Annotated in this window: 14 protein-coding genes; 8 read left to right on the top strand and 6 right to left on the bottom strand. The window is 34.5% G+C overall.

Annotation, left to right across the window (positions count from 1 at the left end):
* Positions 1–11 precede the first annotated feature (11 nt).
* The 4 genes from DNU06_RS08180 (at position 12) to DNU06_RS08165 (ending at position 2,764) form a co-directional block, all read left to right on the top strand.
* The gene (locus DNU06_RS08180) at positions 12–548 is read left to right on the top strand and encodes a DUF4494 domain-containing protein (RefSeq protein ID WP_111062766.1); all 537 of its coding nucleotides are present in this window, start codon (positions 12–14) and stop codon (positions 546–548) included.
* A 9-nt stretch (positions 549–557) separates the two neighbouring features.
* The gene (pdxH, locus tag DNU06_RS08175) at positions 558–1,196 is read left to right on the top strand and encodes a pyridoxamine 5'-phosphate oxidase (RefSeq protein WP_111062765.1); all 639 of its coding nucleotides are present in this window, start codon (positions 558–560) and stop codon (positions 1,194–1,196) included.
* An 81-nt stretch (positions 1,197–1,277) separates the two neighbouring features.
* Entirely contained in the window at positions 1,278–1,943 is a 666-nt protein-coding gene (locus DNU06_RS08170) for a metal-dependent transcriptional regulator (RefSeq protein WP_111062764.1), read from the top strand.
* 5 nt (positions 1,944–1,948) lie between these two features.
* Entirely contained in the window at positions 1,949–2,764 is an 816-nt protein-coding gene (locus DNU06_RS08165) for a ZIP family metal transporter (protein ID WP_111062763.1), read from the top strand.
* 235 nt (positions 2,765–2,999) lie between these two features.
* Here the strand turns inward: DNU06_RS08165 and DNU06_RS08160 are convergent, their stop codons facing one another.
* The 4 genes from DNU06_RS08160 to DNU06_RS08145 form a co-directional block, all read right to left on the bottom strand.
* On the bottom strand, positions 3,000–3,383 hold the full coding sequence (locus DNU06_RS08160) for a DUF3037 domain-containing protein (RefSeq protein WP_111062762.1): 384 nt from the start codon (positions 3,381–3,383) through the stop codon (positions 3,000–3,002).
* Positions 3,373–4,152: a HipA family kinase gene (locus tag DNU06_RS08155; protein ID WP_111062761.1), complete on the bottom strand. Its 780-nt coding sequence runs from the start codon at positions 4,150–4,152 to the stop codon at positions 3,373–3,375. Before DNU06_RS08155 ends, DNU06_RS08160 begins: the two co-directional genes overlap by 11 nt.
* A gap of 47 nt (positions 4,153–4,199) precedes the next feature.
* Positions 4,200–5,111, bottom strand: a complete 912-nt coding sequence (locus tag DNU06_RS08150; protein ID WP_111062760.1) for a hypothetical protein — start codon at positions 5,109–5,111, stop codon at positions 4,200–4,202.
* A gap of 166 nt (positions 5,112–5,277) precedes the next feature.
* Positions 5,278–6,207: a helix-turn-helix domain-containing protein gene (locus DNU06_RS08145; protein WP_158526850.1), complete on the bottom strand. Its 930-nt coding sequence runs from the start codon at positions 6,205–6,207 to the stop codon at positions 5,278–5,280.
* A 169-nt stretch (positions 6,208–6,376) separates the two neighbouring features.
* Between DNU06_RS08145 and DNU06_RS08140 the strand changes: the two genes are divergently transcribed.
* Both DNU06_RS08140 and DNU06_RS08135 read left to right on the top strand, forming a co-directional pair.
* On the top strand, positions 6,377–7,015 hold the full coding sequence (locus DNU06_RS08140) for a cysteine hydrolase (protein WP_111062961.1): 639 nt from the start codon (positions 6,377–6,379) through the stop codon (positions 7,013–7,015).
* A gap of 124 nt (positions 7,016–7,139) precedes the next feature.
* Positions 7,140–10,079 (top strand): FAD-binding and (Fe-S)-binding domain-containing protein, encoded by a 2,940-nt coding sequence (locus DNU06_RS08135; protein WP_111062758.1) that lies wholly within the window; start codon positions 7,140–7,142, stop codon positions 10,077–10,079.
* A gap of 77 nt (positions 10,080–10,156) precedes the next feature.
* Here DNU06_RS08135 and DNU06_RS08130 read toward each other — a convergent pair whose 3' ends face one another.
* On the bottom strand, positions 10,157–10,633 hold the full coding sequence (locus DNU06_RS08130) for a Dps family protein (protein WP_111062757.1): 477 nt from the start codon (positions 10,631–10,633) through the stop codon (positions 10,157–10,159).
* A 355-nt stretch (positions 10,634–10,988) separates the two neighbouring features.
* Here DNU06_RS08130 and DNU06_RS08125 point away from each other — a divergent pair, with 355 nt between their 5' ends.
* Together DNU06_RS08125 and DNU06_RS08120 are read left to right on the top strand one after the other, a co-directional pair.
* The gene (locus tag DNU06_RS08125) at positions 10,989–12,728 is read left to right on the top strand and encodes a hypothetical protein (protein WP_111062756.1); all 1,740 of its coding nucleotides are present in this window, start codon (positions 10,989–10,991) and stop codon (positions 12,726–12,728) included.
* A 2-nt stretch (positions 12,729–12,730) separates the two neighbouring features.
* Positions 12,731–13,492, top strand: a complete 762-nt coding sequence (locus tag DNU06_RS08120; protein ID WP_111062755.1) for a glycosyltransferase family 2 protein — start codon at positions 12,731–12,733, stop codon at positions 13,490–13,492.
* A gap of 177 nt (positions 13,493–13,669) precedes the next feature.
* Here DNU06_RS08120 and DNU06_RS08115 read toward each other — a convergent pair whose 3' ends face one another.
* Positions 13,670–14,260 (bottom strand): DUF6515 family protein, encoded by a 591-nt coding sequence (locus DNU06_RS08115; RefSeq protein ID WP_111062754.1) that lies wholly within the window; start codon positions 14,258–14,260, stop codon positions 13,670–13,672.
* Between the last annotated feature and the right edge of the window lie 116 nt (positions 14,261–14,376).

Raw genomic sequence — 14,376 nt, 5'->3', positions numbered from 1 at the left:
AATTAACAAACATGAATAGCTGGCATACTGTAAAAGTAAAATATACGAAAGAATTTCAAGACGGTACTTTAAAAAGAGTAACAGAACCTTATTTAGTAAGCGCCATTTCATTCACAGATGCGGAAGCAAGAATTTATCAAGAAGTTGGTGAGTTTATCAGAGGTGAATTTATGGTAACTTCTATTGCTAAAACAGACTTCAATGATATTTTTCAATATGATGATGCAGAAGTGTGGTATAAAGCTAAAGTTTCTTATGTCTCTGAAGATGCTGATTCAGGAAAAGAAAAAAAGGTAAATACCAATTATTTAGTTTCTGCAGGTAATGTGAAAGAAGCATACGAAAGAATCGAAGAAAGCTTAAAAGGTTTGATGGTTACTTTCGAAATCCCTACCATTTCGGTGACGCCAATTGTTGAAATTTTCCCATATGTAGCTATGGAAGATGAAGGAGAGGATCCTGCAGCAACTGCAGCTGTTACAGAAGAAGAGGAAGAACCAACTTCATCTGTAAATGTAGCATACGCAATCGGAAACGAAGAAGAATAACAAAACAATATGGACCATTTAGATTCCACAAGAAACGACCATAAAGATTTTTTAAAAGGCAGTCTCGAACAGTTTTTACCTAATCCTTTATTGATGTTTCAAAAATGGTATCAAACTGCTTTTGAGAAAAATTGTCCTTCACCACATGCTATGGTTATTAGCACTGTAAGTGCAATAGGTCAACCTTCTAGTAGGGTGGTTTATATGAAAGAAGTATTGGAAGAAGGATTGGTTTTCTATTCCAATTATAAAAGTAAAAAAGGCCGTGATTTGGAAAGTAATCCACATATCTCGGCTTTATTTTTTTGGGAAGTGACCGAACAACAAGTGCGTTTAGAAGGTAAAGTGATAAAAATAGCACCTGAAATGTCAGATGCTTATTTTGCTTCTAGACCGAGAATTTCTCAAATCGGTGCATGGGCTTCTCACCAAAGTGAAACCATTCAAAATCGTGCAGCATTAGAACTTTTAGTAGAAGAATTTGAAGCTAAATATCCAAATGAAGTACCTCGTCCACCACATTGGGGAGGTTATTTGATTGAACCCCATTATTTTGAGTTTTGGCAAGGACGATTGGGTCGTTTGCACGATAGAATTTGCTATGTGCGAAAAGGAGAGGATTGGGAAATCAAAAGAATTGCGCCTTAAAAGGATGAGCTAATAAAATTTTTAGGGTAGACTAAAAATAATTTAAAATTATTACTAACTTTGTCGAGTAAGTAATAGTATATGGCCCTAAATTTAAGTCAAAGCGAAGAGAATTATTTAAAATCTATTTATCGGTTAAGTGAAATAGAGAATGTACCTGTAGCGACAAATTCCATAGCGGAAGATGTAGACACTAAAGCTTCTTCTGTTACAGAAATGATTAAGCGATTGGCTAAAAAAGAGTTATTGACTTATGAAAAATACAAAGGCAGTATCTTAACACGCTCTGGTATTAGCCACGCTATTAACATTATCCGTAAGCACAGATTGTGGGAAACATTTTTAGTCGACAAGCTTAAGTTTAGTTGGGATGAGGTACATGAAATTGCCGAACAATTAGAACATATTCAGTCTTCAAAACTGACCAATCGATTAAGTGAATTTTTAGATCATCCGGACTATGATCCACATGGAGACCCTATTCCAAATGAAAAAGGAGAATTTCCTAAATCTATTCAAACTTCAAAATTATTTGAGTTACAAGAAGGTGAGACCGGTACGGTACATCACATTGGAATAGACAGTCCATCTTTTTTAAAGTTTTTGACCAAACATGCCATTCAAATAGGTTCTGCTATTACTTGTATTGCAAAATATGATTTCGATCAATCTATGTATGTTAAAATAGACGGAGAATTTGAAATGAGTTTATCCAAAAAAGTAAGTAAAAATATCATTGTAAAATAAAATATATGTGGAATTCAATAATTGAATGGTTTACGGCACAAGATCCAATTTTCGCCGCATTAGTGGCAGGTGTTTTTACCTGGTTAGTAACTGCGGCTGGTGCATCTTTTGTCTTTTTCTTTAAAACATTAAATCGAACGGTGTTAGATGTAGCCTTAGGTTTTACAGGAGGGGTGATGGTTGCTGCCAGTTTTTGGTCACTTTTAGCCCCAGCAATTGAAGAGTCGAATGGTAGCTGGGTCCCCGCAGCAGTCGGTTTTTTATTGGGTGCATTTTTTATATTTGGTTTAGACAAGGTGATTCCGCATGTGCACATTAACTTTAAAGAGTCAGAGTCTGAAGGACCAAAGAGTAGAATGCACAAAACCATGTTATTGGTTTCTGCCATTACTCTCCACAATATTCCAGAAGGATTGTCAGTAGGTATTTTATTTGGTGCAGCGGCATTAGGAATTTCTGGTGGAGCTGGTATTGAAGATGCTGTAATGCTAGCAATTGCGATTGGAATTCAAAATTTTCCAGAAGGTTTTGCTGTTTCCATGCCATTGAGGAGAGAGGGAATGAGTAGAGGGAGGAGTTTCTTTTACGGTCAGCTTTCTGCCATTGTTGAACCGATAGCTGCCGTGATTGGTGCAGCAGCTGTAATGGTGTTTACGCCAATTTTACCTTATGCTTTAGCTTTTGCAGCTGGGGCCATGATTTTTGTCGTAGTGGAAGAGGTGATTCCTGAAACACAAAGAGACAAAAATACGGATTTGGCAACCATGGGATTTATGATTGGTTTTGTAGTAATGATGATTTTAGACGTTGGATTAGGTTAGACTGCATTACTGTTTACCCTATGGATAGGGGAACTAAATGCAAGTAGAATTGCGGTAGTGTATTATTTTCTGTTATTTGTACGAAGCCATTCTGACCAAAATTGTGCATTTGGGATCAATTAGTCTGCAATTTATTCACTAGTATTTTATGCTAAAATTACAGGTGATTTCAAAGTAAAAACAATCTTCAATTGCTCTTTAAAGCAGTATTAAACCAAATGTAATCGGTTTATCTTTATTGGACAAACATTTTAAACAATTGCTTTAATTCTTCTTCAGGTTCATTGCATAGTCCACTATGTGTTTTTGAACATTGTATAACCGAACTTTTTGCTGCAGCTAGCCAACGGAATCGATCCGACAATTCCATTTGTTCAATGGGGTTACCATTCGGATTTCCGATTGTAATTCTTTTCCAAGCACTTAAATATGCATTTAAATGTACCATTTCTAAATCCGACTTGAAGACCTTTAGTTTGGCTTCATCTATTTGAAAGGCCATGCCTAAGAATTTCTTTCTTTTAGAAAAAAGTAATACCCCTACATTAAAAAATTCTTCCCTTTCCACTTTTGGAACAATCTTAATTATGGCATATTCATAGGTTACTTTATCTTGCATCTTTCGCTTCTTTAATCAGTGAGTCGATCATTGCTAATTTGCCTTCTAAATAGTTAACATAAGCCATTCTTCTTTCTTCGGGGGACATTTTTTCAGTATCATCTTCTAACCAGTCTAGCGGTATCAAGTGAATGATTTCATGAATCTTATTCGTTGTTAAAGCGTTTTGAATACTTTTTTTAGCGCCGTCAAAGTCAGTCGCTTGTTTTAAAAGCACATGGTCTTTAATCAAGGGGAAAGTACGGGTCAAATGATTTTCCCAAGTATCCCAATTGTGGTGAAAATAAAAACTTGCACCATTATCAATCACCCATGTTTCATTTCGCCATTGGAGTAAATTTGTATTTTTAGCTGTTCGGTCAATGTTACTGATTAAGCTATCTAATAAAACAATTTTGGAGGCGGTAAGTGCATCCACTTTATTTACTAAGGGGTCGTATGTGATGGCACTAGATAAAAAATGAAGTCCTAAGTTTAAACCGACAGAAAATTTTAGCAGGTCTTGAATTTCTTCGTCTGGTTCTGTTTTGGCAAAGCTATCGTCTAGATTTAAAAAAATTAATTCAGGTACATTTAAGCCGATTGCTCTTGCTAGCTCTCCACCAATCAGTTCGGCGATCAAGGCCCTTTTGCCTTGACCAGCCCCTCTGAATTTTAATACATATAAAAAATCATCATCCGCTTTTATAATAGCAGGCATTGAGCCTCCTTCTCTTAAAGGTGAGATGTACTGTACTACATTTGCAGTTCGAATATCAATTTTATTCATGTTACTATTTTAAAAAGCGAATTTTAATCTATGAAATGGCTATACCATTACATGGCAGAAATAATTTCAGCATCTACAGGAACTTCAAAAAAGTCTGCAGGTACTTCTTTTAAAAATGAAAGGTTTGAAACAGTAACTTCTGTCATGGCATCTCCTTTTTCTGCTTCTGTATTTAAAACAGCATAAGTAGTGTAAGCAGAAGGTAACGTGATACCTTCCACAGTAGTGTATGCATTAAGGACCATTAGTTTTTCTGGAGAATGACCACCATCTTTAAAATAAGTAGGGTAAGATACTATGTATTTGATTGCTTTTAGTAAATGCGAGCTTTTATCAAAATAGTTTACATAATAATCGTCTGGCGCGTCTCCTGTACCAGCTTCGTAGGTAACTTTAACTACATCATATGCTACACTGTCTATCATTTGGTCGGCTAATTTTTCCAGTACTACACCTGCACCATCAAAGATGAATGGTTGTCCAACGAAAGTGTAAGGTGTAAGTGCCCAAAATCGCATGTTAAAAGGAAAGGAAGCAGAATCTTGCATGCTTACCCAAGCATTCTCTCCGTCCCAACCAAATGAATCTTGGTCGTTAATTACACTTTGGTGCACGGCTCTATTACTCCAAGTATCTATTTGTTGTGTCGATTTTCTTTCAGGACCACTTACCGGAATATAATCGAATCTAAAAGAAAGAACGCCATTTGAAAACCATTGGTTTAAACCTCCATGTGCTTCCATAGACTGCCATATTAATTGACCTGCTTCTGACTCGGCTAATTTGGATTTAGCTTTTTCTACTCTTTCTTCAATCCATGAACTTGGTTTTACGGCCAAATTGGAGGCATCAATACTAGGTTTTTCGACTTCTGTTTTGGATGAATTTTCTTTGTTTTCTTGACAAGCAATAAAGCTCAGACTAATTAAAGCGTAAAATGTAATTTTTTTAATATTCATAATTGTATATTTTGAAGGGTAAAAATAGACAGTTTATTTGGTAACAAAGGTACCGTTTAATCAAAGAAACGTTGTATTTACCTATCCTGAACCGAAAAGGTGTTTTTTTTCTAATTTAAGCCAGTAGCTAAAATGGTTTGTTGTTTATTTTAATCAGCTGGAAAAATCAATTAAGTAAAGGGGATTTCAATTTGCTATTAACAAATTGCTTTGGGGTTAACCCTTCGTGTTTTTTAAATAATCTAATGAAATAGTTCGCACTCGAAAAACCAGAAGCATAGGCCGTTTCTTTGATGGATAAGTTTTCTTCTAATAAGAGTTTTTTTGCCACTTTTAATCTTTCATCAATAATTAATTGATAAGGAGAAAGACCTAATTCATTGACAAATGCCCGGTAAAAAGTGGACTTACTCATGCCAGAAACTTTGAGCAAATCGGCAATATTAATTTCATTGTAAATATTTTGACGGATAAAATTAAGGATAGCAGCAAAAGGGGTGTTATTTGCATTCAATTGTGCATCTGCTTTTAAAACACTTATGTTTTGCATCTTTAAGACACAGAGCACTATTTCTTTGAGTAAAATTTTTATGTGTATGTCTTTAAAAGGATCGTTAGTGGCTGTAATTCTGGTTATCTTTTTGTGAATATTGACTAATTCTTCGTTATTATAAAGTAATACTGCATTGTCTAACACCTGCCAATTTTTGATAAATGCGGTATCTTGAAGCACCTCATTAAACTCATCAATCTGATTTTTAACAAAAGTATTATCCAAAGTCAATGCCGAACATTGGGTAGGGTTTTCAAGAGATGCTTTCGGAAAGTCGATATTCAATAAGGCTTGAGAAGGAGCAATGATGGTATTTCCAGGCAAATACTCCCTAGTGATGGTGTCTTGAAAACGCACTTTTTTTGCACCTCTCAGCATGGAAGTAATGGTAAAACCATTAAAACTAAGCGGAAAATCCATGACTTCTTTGCGGGTTTCATAAATATTGAGTTCACAAATATTTAGATTAAAACCACTTCTCTGTTCCACCAATTGATTGATTTGAGAATTTAGAATTAAAGGAACAGTTGAGATTTGATGCATAATGGAAAAGTAATACATTTAATATGCTATTCCAAATCCAATGGGAAGAATGTGCTATTCATTGCCAAGAATGTGACATCTTCTCTATTTTATAGGAAGTAACTTAGACAAAATATAAATGGCACATCTTGCTATTAATAGAATAATCACCACATTTAAAATTAAATATATGAATAAAGACGAAACAGCGATTGTGTTAATTGAATTTCAGAATGATTTTACCACAGAAGGAGGAATATTCCATGATGCAGTGAAGACAGTTATGGACGAGACTAATATGTTAGCCAATACAGTAGCACTTGTAGAAGAGGCGAGAAGTAAAGGAATTCAAGTAATTCATATTCCAATTTCTTTTGCAGAAAACTATAGTGAATTAACCAATACGCCTTATGGTATTTTAAAAGGAATTGTGGATAATGATGCTTTTAAAAAAACAACTTGGGGCGTTGAAATTATTGATGTATTGGCACCTAAAAATGGAGAGGTTGTGATAGAAGGCAAACGTGGTCTTTGTGGTTTTCACAGTACTAATTTAGATTTCATTCTTAGAAGTAAAGGGATTAAAAATATTGCAATAGGCGGATTTTTAACCAACTGTTGTGTGGAGTCAACCATGCGTACAGCATATGAAAATGGTTATAATGTCATTACTTTAAATGATTGTTGTGCAGGTTTAAGTTTAGAAGAGCATAACAACGCGATTGAAAAAGATTTCCCAATGTTTAGTCAGCCCATGAGCAGTGTTGAATTTATGAACGTAGTAAACGGAAAAGACGCATTAGTTTTAGAAGGAAAAGGATACGAATAACAAAAAGTTTAGATTATATTTAGGAGCCATTGTTGTACAATGTGCTCCTTTTATTTTAATAAAAAAGGTGAATCATTTAATTTAATGTTTCATCTTTTGTAGTATAGATACCTAATTATTTTAAATGATAAATTCAGCAAAAACTAAATTGATTTTAAAGGAACTCCAACAAGATTTAGCGGGAGAACTACACGATAGTGATATGATGAAGGTTATCTATGCGACGGATGCTTCGGTATACCGTGAGATGCCTTTGGCGGTGGCGATTCCCAAAAACACAACGGATTTAAAAAAACTGATCCATTTTGCAAATCAGCACGATATTTCTTTAATTCCAAGAGCTGCAGGGACATCTTTGGCCGGACAAATAGTGGGTAATGGTATTATTGTAGATATTTCGAAGCATTTTAACCAGATTTTAGAATTTAATCCAGAAGAAAAATGGGTTAAAGTACAACCGGGCGTGGTAAGGGATGAGTTGAATTTCTTTTTGAAAGCCCATGGTTTATTTTTCAGTCCAATTACTTCCACCGCTAATCGCGCAATGATTGGTGGTATGGTTGGCAATAACTCTTCAGGAACCACCTCTATTGTTTATGGTACTACCAGAGAACATGTTTTATCGCTTAAAACTCTTTTGTCGGATGGTTCGGAAGTGACTTTTGAAGCCTTAAGTAAATCAGATTTTCAAGAAAAGACAAAATTAAATTCCCTGGAAGGAAACCTTTACAAACAGATTGCATTAGCGTTAAATAACCCACAACAGCAAGATAATATTAGAAAGCATTTTCCGAAGAAAAGTATTCACCGCCGAAATACTGGATATGCATTAGATTACCTTTTGGAAACCGAAGTTTTTTCGGAGGAGACAGCAGCTTTCAATTTTTGTAAATTACTCTGTGGGTCTGAAGGAACCCTTGCTTTCACTACTGAAATAAAATTACACCTGGATCCTGTTCAAAAACCCATTGATATTATTGTTGCCGCCCATTTTTCAGGAATAAATGAAAGTCTACGTGCCACACAATTGGCCATGAAACACCAACCTACGCAATGTGAGTTAATTGATAAGATAATTCTAGATTGCACCAAAGAAAATATTCAACAAAATAAAAACCGTTGGTTTATTGAGGGGGACCCTGAAGGTTTATTGATGGTAGAGTTTAGAGAGGATACTTTGGAAGAAGCCATGAAAAAGGCAGAGGTGATGATTGCCGAATTAGAAAAGAGTCAATTAGGTTATGCTTTTCCAATTATTCCACCGGGAAAAACCAAACAATTGAGAGAACTAAGAAAAGCAGGCTTGGGTTTATTGGCGAATATACCTGGAGATAAAAAATCGGTTGCTTGTATTGAAGATACGGCAGTGGCATTAGAAGATTTAGCCGATTATATTGATGAAGTAGAGGAGATGATGACTGGTTTTGATCAGAAATTAGTGGTTTATGCCCATGCCGGAGCAGGAGAGCTACACCTTCGACCAATTTTAAATTTAAAAGATTCAAAAGACGTAAAACAATTTTATGAAATAGGTAAGGCTTCCGCAGAATTAGTAAAAAGATATAAAGGTTCTTTAAGTGGGGAACATGGAGATGGTAGATTAAGAGGTGCTTTTATTCCGATAATGGTTGGAGAGGAAAATTATGAATTATTTAAAAGAATAAAGCAGACATGGGATCCTAAAAATATATTTAATCCCAATAAAATTGTCAATACCCCTCCTATGAACACTTCTCTTCGCTATGAAGCAGATGTTCCGGTAAAGGAAATGAAGACTATTTTTAATTTTTCGGATAAAGGAGGTGTATTAAAAGCAGCAGAAAAATGTAATGGTTCAGGGGACTGTCGAAAATTAACTTTATCTGGAGGAACCATGTGTCCAAGTTATCAAGCGACACGAAATGAAAAAGATACTACTAGAGCAAGGGCCAATACTTTACGGGAATATTTGACCCATAGCGACCAAAAAAATCCATTTAACCATCAGGAAATTAAAGAGGTGATGGATTTATGTTTGTCTTGTAAAGGTTGTACTTCCGAATGCCCATCTAATGTAGACATGTCGACCTTGAAAGCAGAATTTTTACACCAATACTACCAAACTAATGGCGTACCGTTAAGGGCAAAAGCATTCGCCTATATCAATGACTTGAATCGCTTGGGGGGGAAATTTCCAAGCCTTTATAATTTCTTTCTTACGAATCCCCTTTTATCCAAAACCGCAAAAAAGATTTTAGGTGTTGCACCAGAACGTTCTCTGCCTAAAATTCATGCATATAGTCTACGTAAATGGTACCAAAAAAATTATAAAAATACGGGTAGTAAAAACGGTACTGTTGTCCTTTTTTGTGATGAGTTTACCAATTGGAATGATACGGAAATAGGTATTAAAAGCATTCAATTATTGCAAGGTTTAAAATACCATGTGGAACTTATAGATCACCCCGAGAGTGGCAGGGCTGCTATTTCAAAGGGGTTATTACCTAGGGCAAAACAAATGGCGAATAAAAATGTGCTTATTTTTAAAGATTACATCAATGAAAACACCCCTTTATTGGGTGTTGAGCCTTCTGCCATTTTAAGTTTTAAGGATGAATACCCCCGATTAGTAGATGCGGAATTGGTACAAGTTGCTAAAAATATTGCTAAGCATACTTATATGATAGATGAATTTTTAGCGAAGGAAGTGAAGAAAGGAAAAATTACTTCTGCAGATTTCACCAAAGATAAAAAGCAAATTTTATTGCACGGACATTGTCACCAAAAATCATTGGGGAATATCCAAGATTGTGTTGCATTATTATCTGTTCCAGAGCAGCATGAGGTCACTTTAATTCCTTCAGGTTGCTGCGGTATGGCAGGTTCATTCGGATATGAAAAAGAACATTTTAAAATCAGTCAACAGGTAGGGAACTTGGTATTGTTTCCAACCATTGAAAAGGCGGAAAAAGATACTGTAATTGCCGCTTCAGGTACAAGTTGCAGGCATCAAATTAAAGATGGTACGGAAAGAAAAGCCATCCATCCAGTCGAAATACTTTGGGCAGCCTTGTTGAAGAATTAAAGATAAATTATTACTTATAAACGAAAAAATCCGAACAGCAAATATAGCGGTTCGGATTTTTCAATTTATGCGATTAATTATTTTAAGTGGGAACGTAACATCCAAGCTGTTTTTTCATGGTATTCCATCAACCCAGTAATATAGTCACTCACCCCTTCAGCACTCCATTTGTCGGCAATTGGCTTAATTTCTTCTCGCAGAAAAATAATAATACTTTCATGGTCTTCTAACAATTCCGCAAATATATCTTGGCCGTTATTTTTGCCTTTTGTTTTTTCTGTTAAATGCGTCAATGCTGCATAATCAGCTAAAGTGGCAGGTACATAATGACCAACCATACGAATTTTTTCCGCTACAGTGTCAATGATTTCTTGTTGCTCTGTATATAATGTTTCCAAATAAACATGTACAGAATGAAAGTCAGGACCTTCCACATTCCAATGGAAATTAAGAGTTTTTGAATAAAGTACAAATTCATCCGCTAAAATTTTTGCCAATTGATCTGCCACTGCTTGTTTGTTTTCTGCTGAAATTCCAATATTTGCTGTTTTCATTTTTATTTTTTTTAATGGTTTTATTTCTTTTACGCTTCAAAATTACAAGCATTTTAAAAGTATTTTACTGACCTAAGTCAGCCAAGCATAAATGTTATTGATTTTTAACAAAAGAAAATAAAAGTGCATTCATTTAATGCTAAAAATCAGTAAACGGAAAACATGAAATTGAAGTTAAACGGCTTGGATTTTACGCGATTAATTATGTAGTGTATATAAAATTCTTCTTGTTAGGGGTGGCATATCCTGGTTTTGTTCATTCTTTTCCGTAAAAAAAAACCTTTTAGCCAGAAACTTAAAGGAAATTATTTAATTTGGTAATTCGAATATATTTTTAATTTATGATATTTTTTGTATGAAAATTAAATTGAATTGGTACGCATGGTTTTCGGTGATAATAGTCGGTGTTATTAGTGCTGTTAAAATTATACATGAACCAGATGTGTGGTGGCAAATTAGAACTGGACAATGGATTTTGGCGCACAATGAGGTGCCTAAAATAGATGTTTTTTCTTATACTTTTTTGAATGAGCCATGGATAAATGTAAAGTGGTTTGCCGAAGTATTGATGGCTTCTGTTAATAATTTTTTCGGTGCAGAGTGGCTGGTGCTATTGCAAATTGGCTGTATTACCCTCATTTTAGTCTACGCCTATAAATTGAGTAAGGCAATTAATTTAAAATATGTGCATGTTAAATCCACCATGCCTAAGCTGGGAATAATGCTAGCAAGTTTGTTACTGTTGTTCACTATAAATTATAGGATGAATAGTAGACCAGAAATGTTTTCACATGTATTGGTAATCATTTTTCTGTATTACTTGTTTAAATATAGTATGTCAAAAAGCAAGTGGTTGTTCTTGATTATTCCTTTACAGATATTGTGGACCAATACCCACGAAGCATATGGCATGGGGATAGTATTAATTTTAATATTTTTGTTTGCCCATTGGGCGGAATATCTTTTCTTTAAAAAAGAAAAACCATTGCGGTTTACACTGCTTGGTGTATTGGCCATTATAAGCACTTCCCTTAATCCAAATGGTTTTAAAATGATTGCCCACCCTTTTAACATTTTCGGCCAATTAAGTGAGAATAAGTTTACCACCGAACTTTTAGGCTTTAAAGATGGAGAATTTTGGCATTATCAAGCTTTTATGATGCTACTTGTTTTTGCTGCTTGTTTGTTATTTTTTTTAAAAAAGAATGGAAAAACGGCATTTAGTTTACAAGGTGTAATCGACAGTTTTGGCTTACCTTATATTTTGATCTTTTTCGCATTTTTCTATCTTTCTTTAACGGCATTTAGAAATATTCCATTTTTTATGATTGTTTGTACCCCTTTATTGGCAAGTTATATTGATGTAAAAGTCACCTCAGAAAACAAAAAACAATATTATGGCGTTTTCGCACTTAGTCTTTTCTTATATGGTATGTTGGCTTCTAATCAATTGTATAACCGACTGTTGCCCCGTGAACAATTTGGTATTGGTGTAAATTCAGAGACCACGCCTATTGGCGCGGCAAAATTTTTAAAAGAGCATGAGATTAAGGATAAAGGATTTGTGGATTATTTGACCTCTGCTTATTTTTTATATGAATTACAGCCCGAATATAAATCATTTATCGATCTTAGAGATTTAGATGTGTTTCATACAGAATTTTTTCAAAATACCTTTAGAGTATATCAAGCGCCTACGTCTGCACTTACTACAGGTCAAACCTTATGGGAATACTATAATGAACTGGATGAGTTTAATTATATTGTATTATTGAATGCCCCTACATTTAAAAATTTAAATAATTACTTAGTACATTCAGATGACGATTATGAGCTGGTGTATGCGGATAACTTAAATTCAATTTATTTGAGAAGGAATAAACAAAACGAAGCCTTAATCCAGCAGTATGGTTTTTCGGATGGGAAGAAGGATGTGTATAAAAAGATGACACCCTACCCAAACTCTAAATCAGCAGAAACATGGCGTAAAGTTTTATGGCCTTTTGAAAACGTTAAAAAGGAAGAAAAATTTACAGTAATTAGAAGCTTATATTATAAGTATATTGGCACTAAAGCGCCTAAGCTAACAAATTAAAAATGGTAAAAGGTAAAAAAGTAATTGTGGTATTGCCAGCATACAATGCCGCGGAAACCTTAGAACAAACTTATAATGATATACCATTTGATATTGTAGATGAAGTGGTATTAGTAGATGACCATAGCCAAGATGATACGATAAAGAAGGGGATAGAAATTGGCATAAAACACATTATTGTACACGACGATAATTTGGGGTATGGCGGGAACCAAAAATCTTGTTATAAAAAAGCATTGGCTTTAGGTGGAGACATCATCATCATGTTGCATCCTGATTATCAATACACGCCTAAACTAATTCATTCCATGACCTATATGATAGCCAACGATTTATATGATGTCGTATTGGGGTCTAGAATTTTAGGTAATGGCGCTTTAAAAGGCGGAATGCCGATTTATAAATATGTTGCAAACCGCATATTGACTTTGGTGCAAAATATTTTGGTAGATCAAAAACTATCTGAATACCACACAGGTTATCGGGCTTTTTCCAGAAAAGTATTGGAAAGTATCAATTATGAAAAAAATGCCAATGGTTTTGTTTTTGACAATCAAATGTTATCACAAGTTATCTTTGCTGGCTATGACATAGCAGAAATAACTTGTCCTACCAAATACTTTAAAGAATCTTCCTCCATTAATTTAAAGGATAGTTGTGTATATGGTATGGGGGTACTTGGTGTGTCTTGTTTACATTTCTTAAATAGGGTTAAGTTACTAAAGTCTGATTTGTATAATGAAAAAAAACAGGTTAAAGACTAAGCGGTAGGTTGCACCATTTTTTGACGCAACAACCGATTTGTCTTTTATTCTTTATAAGAAACAGGGGGTAAGTCTTATGATTTATTGGGGTATTAAAACGTTAAATAATTAAAACAAAAATCCTCGGTTTTATAAGCGCCGTTATCGTGCATTTAATCCTATTAATCCAGCTGTGTTTTAGTTTTCAATGAATCCAATCACTTCGTATGCGCGCGTACCATTCATTTGAATTTTTTCATATAGCACATTGTTGTATTCAAAATAAGTAAATCCATCTATCACTACTTTTTCACTATCTGCTGGTAATTGGCTAACAATAGTACCAAGTTCAGGGTTTATTACTTCATACTCTTTGTTGGATTGAATAAAGTAAATACCGTTTTGATAGTAAAAGTTTCTGTTGTTATGTACAATTACCGTATAGCCAACAGGTAGCGTTTTTATTCTAAATCCTTTGGCAGGAATTGCGGGTATATATCTACCAGCATTTTGTCGATAAAATTTATTATTGGTATAAAAAATAGTCTGGCCATTGTGTTTTACTTTTACCGCATTATTGGGTATATTTCTCACTGTAACCACTTTTTTAGGTGCCGATTTATACTGCACTTTACTTCTATTTACGGGACTTGTTTTATGTACCGGTGCCGCTTTATTTTTCGCTTTGTTATTCGTTTTTTGGTTTGGTTTATTCTTTTGCGCGATTCCTGTGCTAGAAAATCCAATGAGTAATAATATTGCGAGTGTAATTTTGAGTGTCGTTTTCATAGTATATGTTTTAGGGTGTATGAATAGGACTTGTATTTTGTTAAAAGGTTTAATCCCAAAGAAAATGAAAGCATGAGCGTGTTTATTCTTTTAGGTATGCACCTTGGATTACCACC

It is taken from the genome of Putridiphycobacter roseus, assembly GCF_003234935.1.
GTDB lineage: Bacteria > Bacteroidota > Bacteroidia > Flavobacteriales_D > Crocinitomicaceae > Putridiphycobacter > Putridiphycobacter roseus.
Note: the sequence above shows the minus strand (reverse complement) of the source record. Positions and strands in the feature narration are given on the sequence as shown.

What these genes read in the sequence shown, in the direction of transcription:
- DNU06_RS08180 (WP_111062766.1), top strand. Translation starts at nt 12, where the DNA reads ATGAATAGCTGGCATACTGTAAAAGTAAAATATACGAAAGAATTTCAA.
- pdxH (WP_111062765.1), top strand. Translation starts at nt 558, where the DNA reads ATGGACCATTTAGATTCCACAAGAAACGACCATAAAGATTTTTTAAAA.
- DNU06_RS08170 (WP_111062764.1), top strand. Translation starts at nt 1,278, where the DNA reads ATGGCCCTAAATTTAAGTCAAAGCGAAGAGAATTATTTAAAATCTATT.
- DNU06_RS08165 (WP_111062763.1), top strand. Translation starts at nt 1,949, where the DNA reads ATGTGGAATTCAATAATTGAATGGTTTACGGCACAAGATCCAATTTTC.
- DNU06_RS08160 (WP_111062762.1), bottom strand. Translation starts at nt 3,383, where the DNA reads ATGCAAGATAAAGTAACCTATGAATATGCCATAATTAAGATTGTTCCA.
- DNU06_RS08155 (WP_111062761.1), bottom strand. Translation starts at nt 4,152, where the DNA reads ATGAATAAAATTGATATTCGAACTGCAAATGTAGTACAGTACATCTCA.
- DNU06_RS08150 (WP_111062760.1), bottom strand. Translation starts at nt 5,111, where the DNA reads ATGAATATTAAAAAAATTACATTTTACGCTTTAATTAGTCTGAGCTTT.
- DNU06_RS08145 (WP_158526850.1), bottom strand. Translation starts at nt 6,207, where the DNA reads ATGCATCAAATCTCAACTGTTCCTTTAATTCTAAATTCTCAAATCAAT.
- DNU06_RS08140 (WP_111062961.1), top strand. Translation starts at nt 6,377, where the DNA reads ATGAATAAAGACGAAACAGCGATTGTGTTAATTGAATTTCAGAATGAT.
- DNU06_RS08135 (WP_111062758.1), top strand. Translation starts at nt 7,140, where the DNA reads ATGATAAATTCAGCAAAAACTAAATTGATTTTAAAGGAACTCCAACAA.
- DNU06_RS08130 (WP_111062757.1), bottom strand. Translation starts at nt 10,633, where the DNA reads ATGAAAACAGCAAATATTGGAATTTCAGCAGAAAACAAACAAGCAGTG.
- DNU06_RS08125 (WP_111062756.1), top strand. Translation starts at nt 10,989, where the DNA reads ATGAAAATTAAATTGAATTGGTACGCATGGTTTTCGGTGATAATAGTC.
- DNU06_RS08120 (WP_111062755.1), top strand. Translation starts at nt 12,731, where the DNA reads ATGGTAAAAGGTAAAAAAGTAATTGTGGTATTGCCAGCATACAATGCC.
- DNU06_RS08115 (WP_111062754.1), bottom strand. Translation starts at nt 14,260, where the DNA reads ATGAAAACGACACTCAAAATTACACTCGCAATATTATTACTCATTGGA.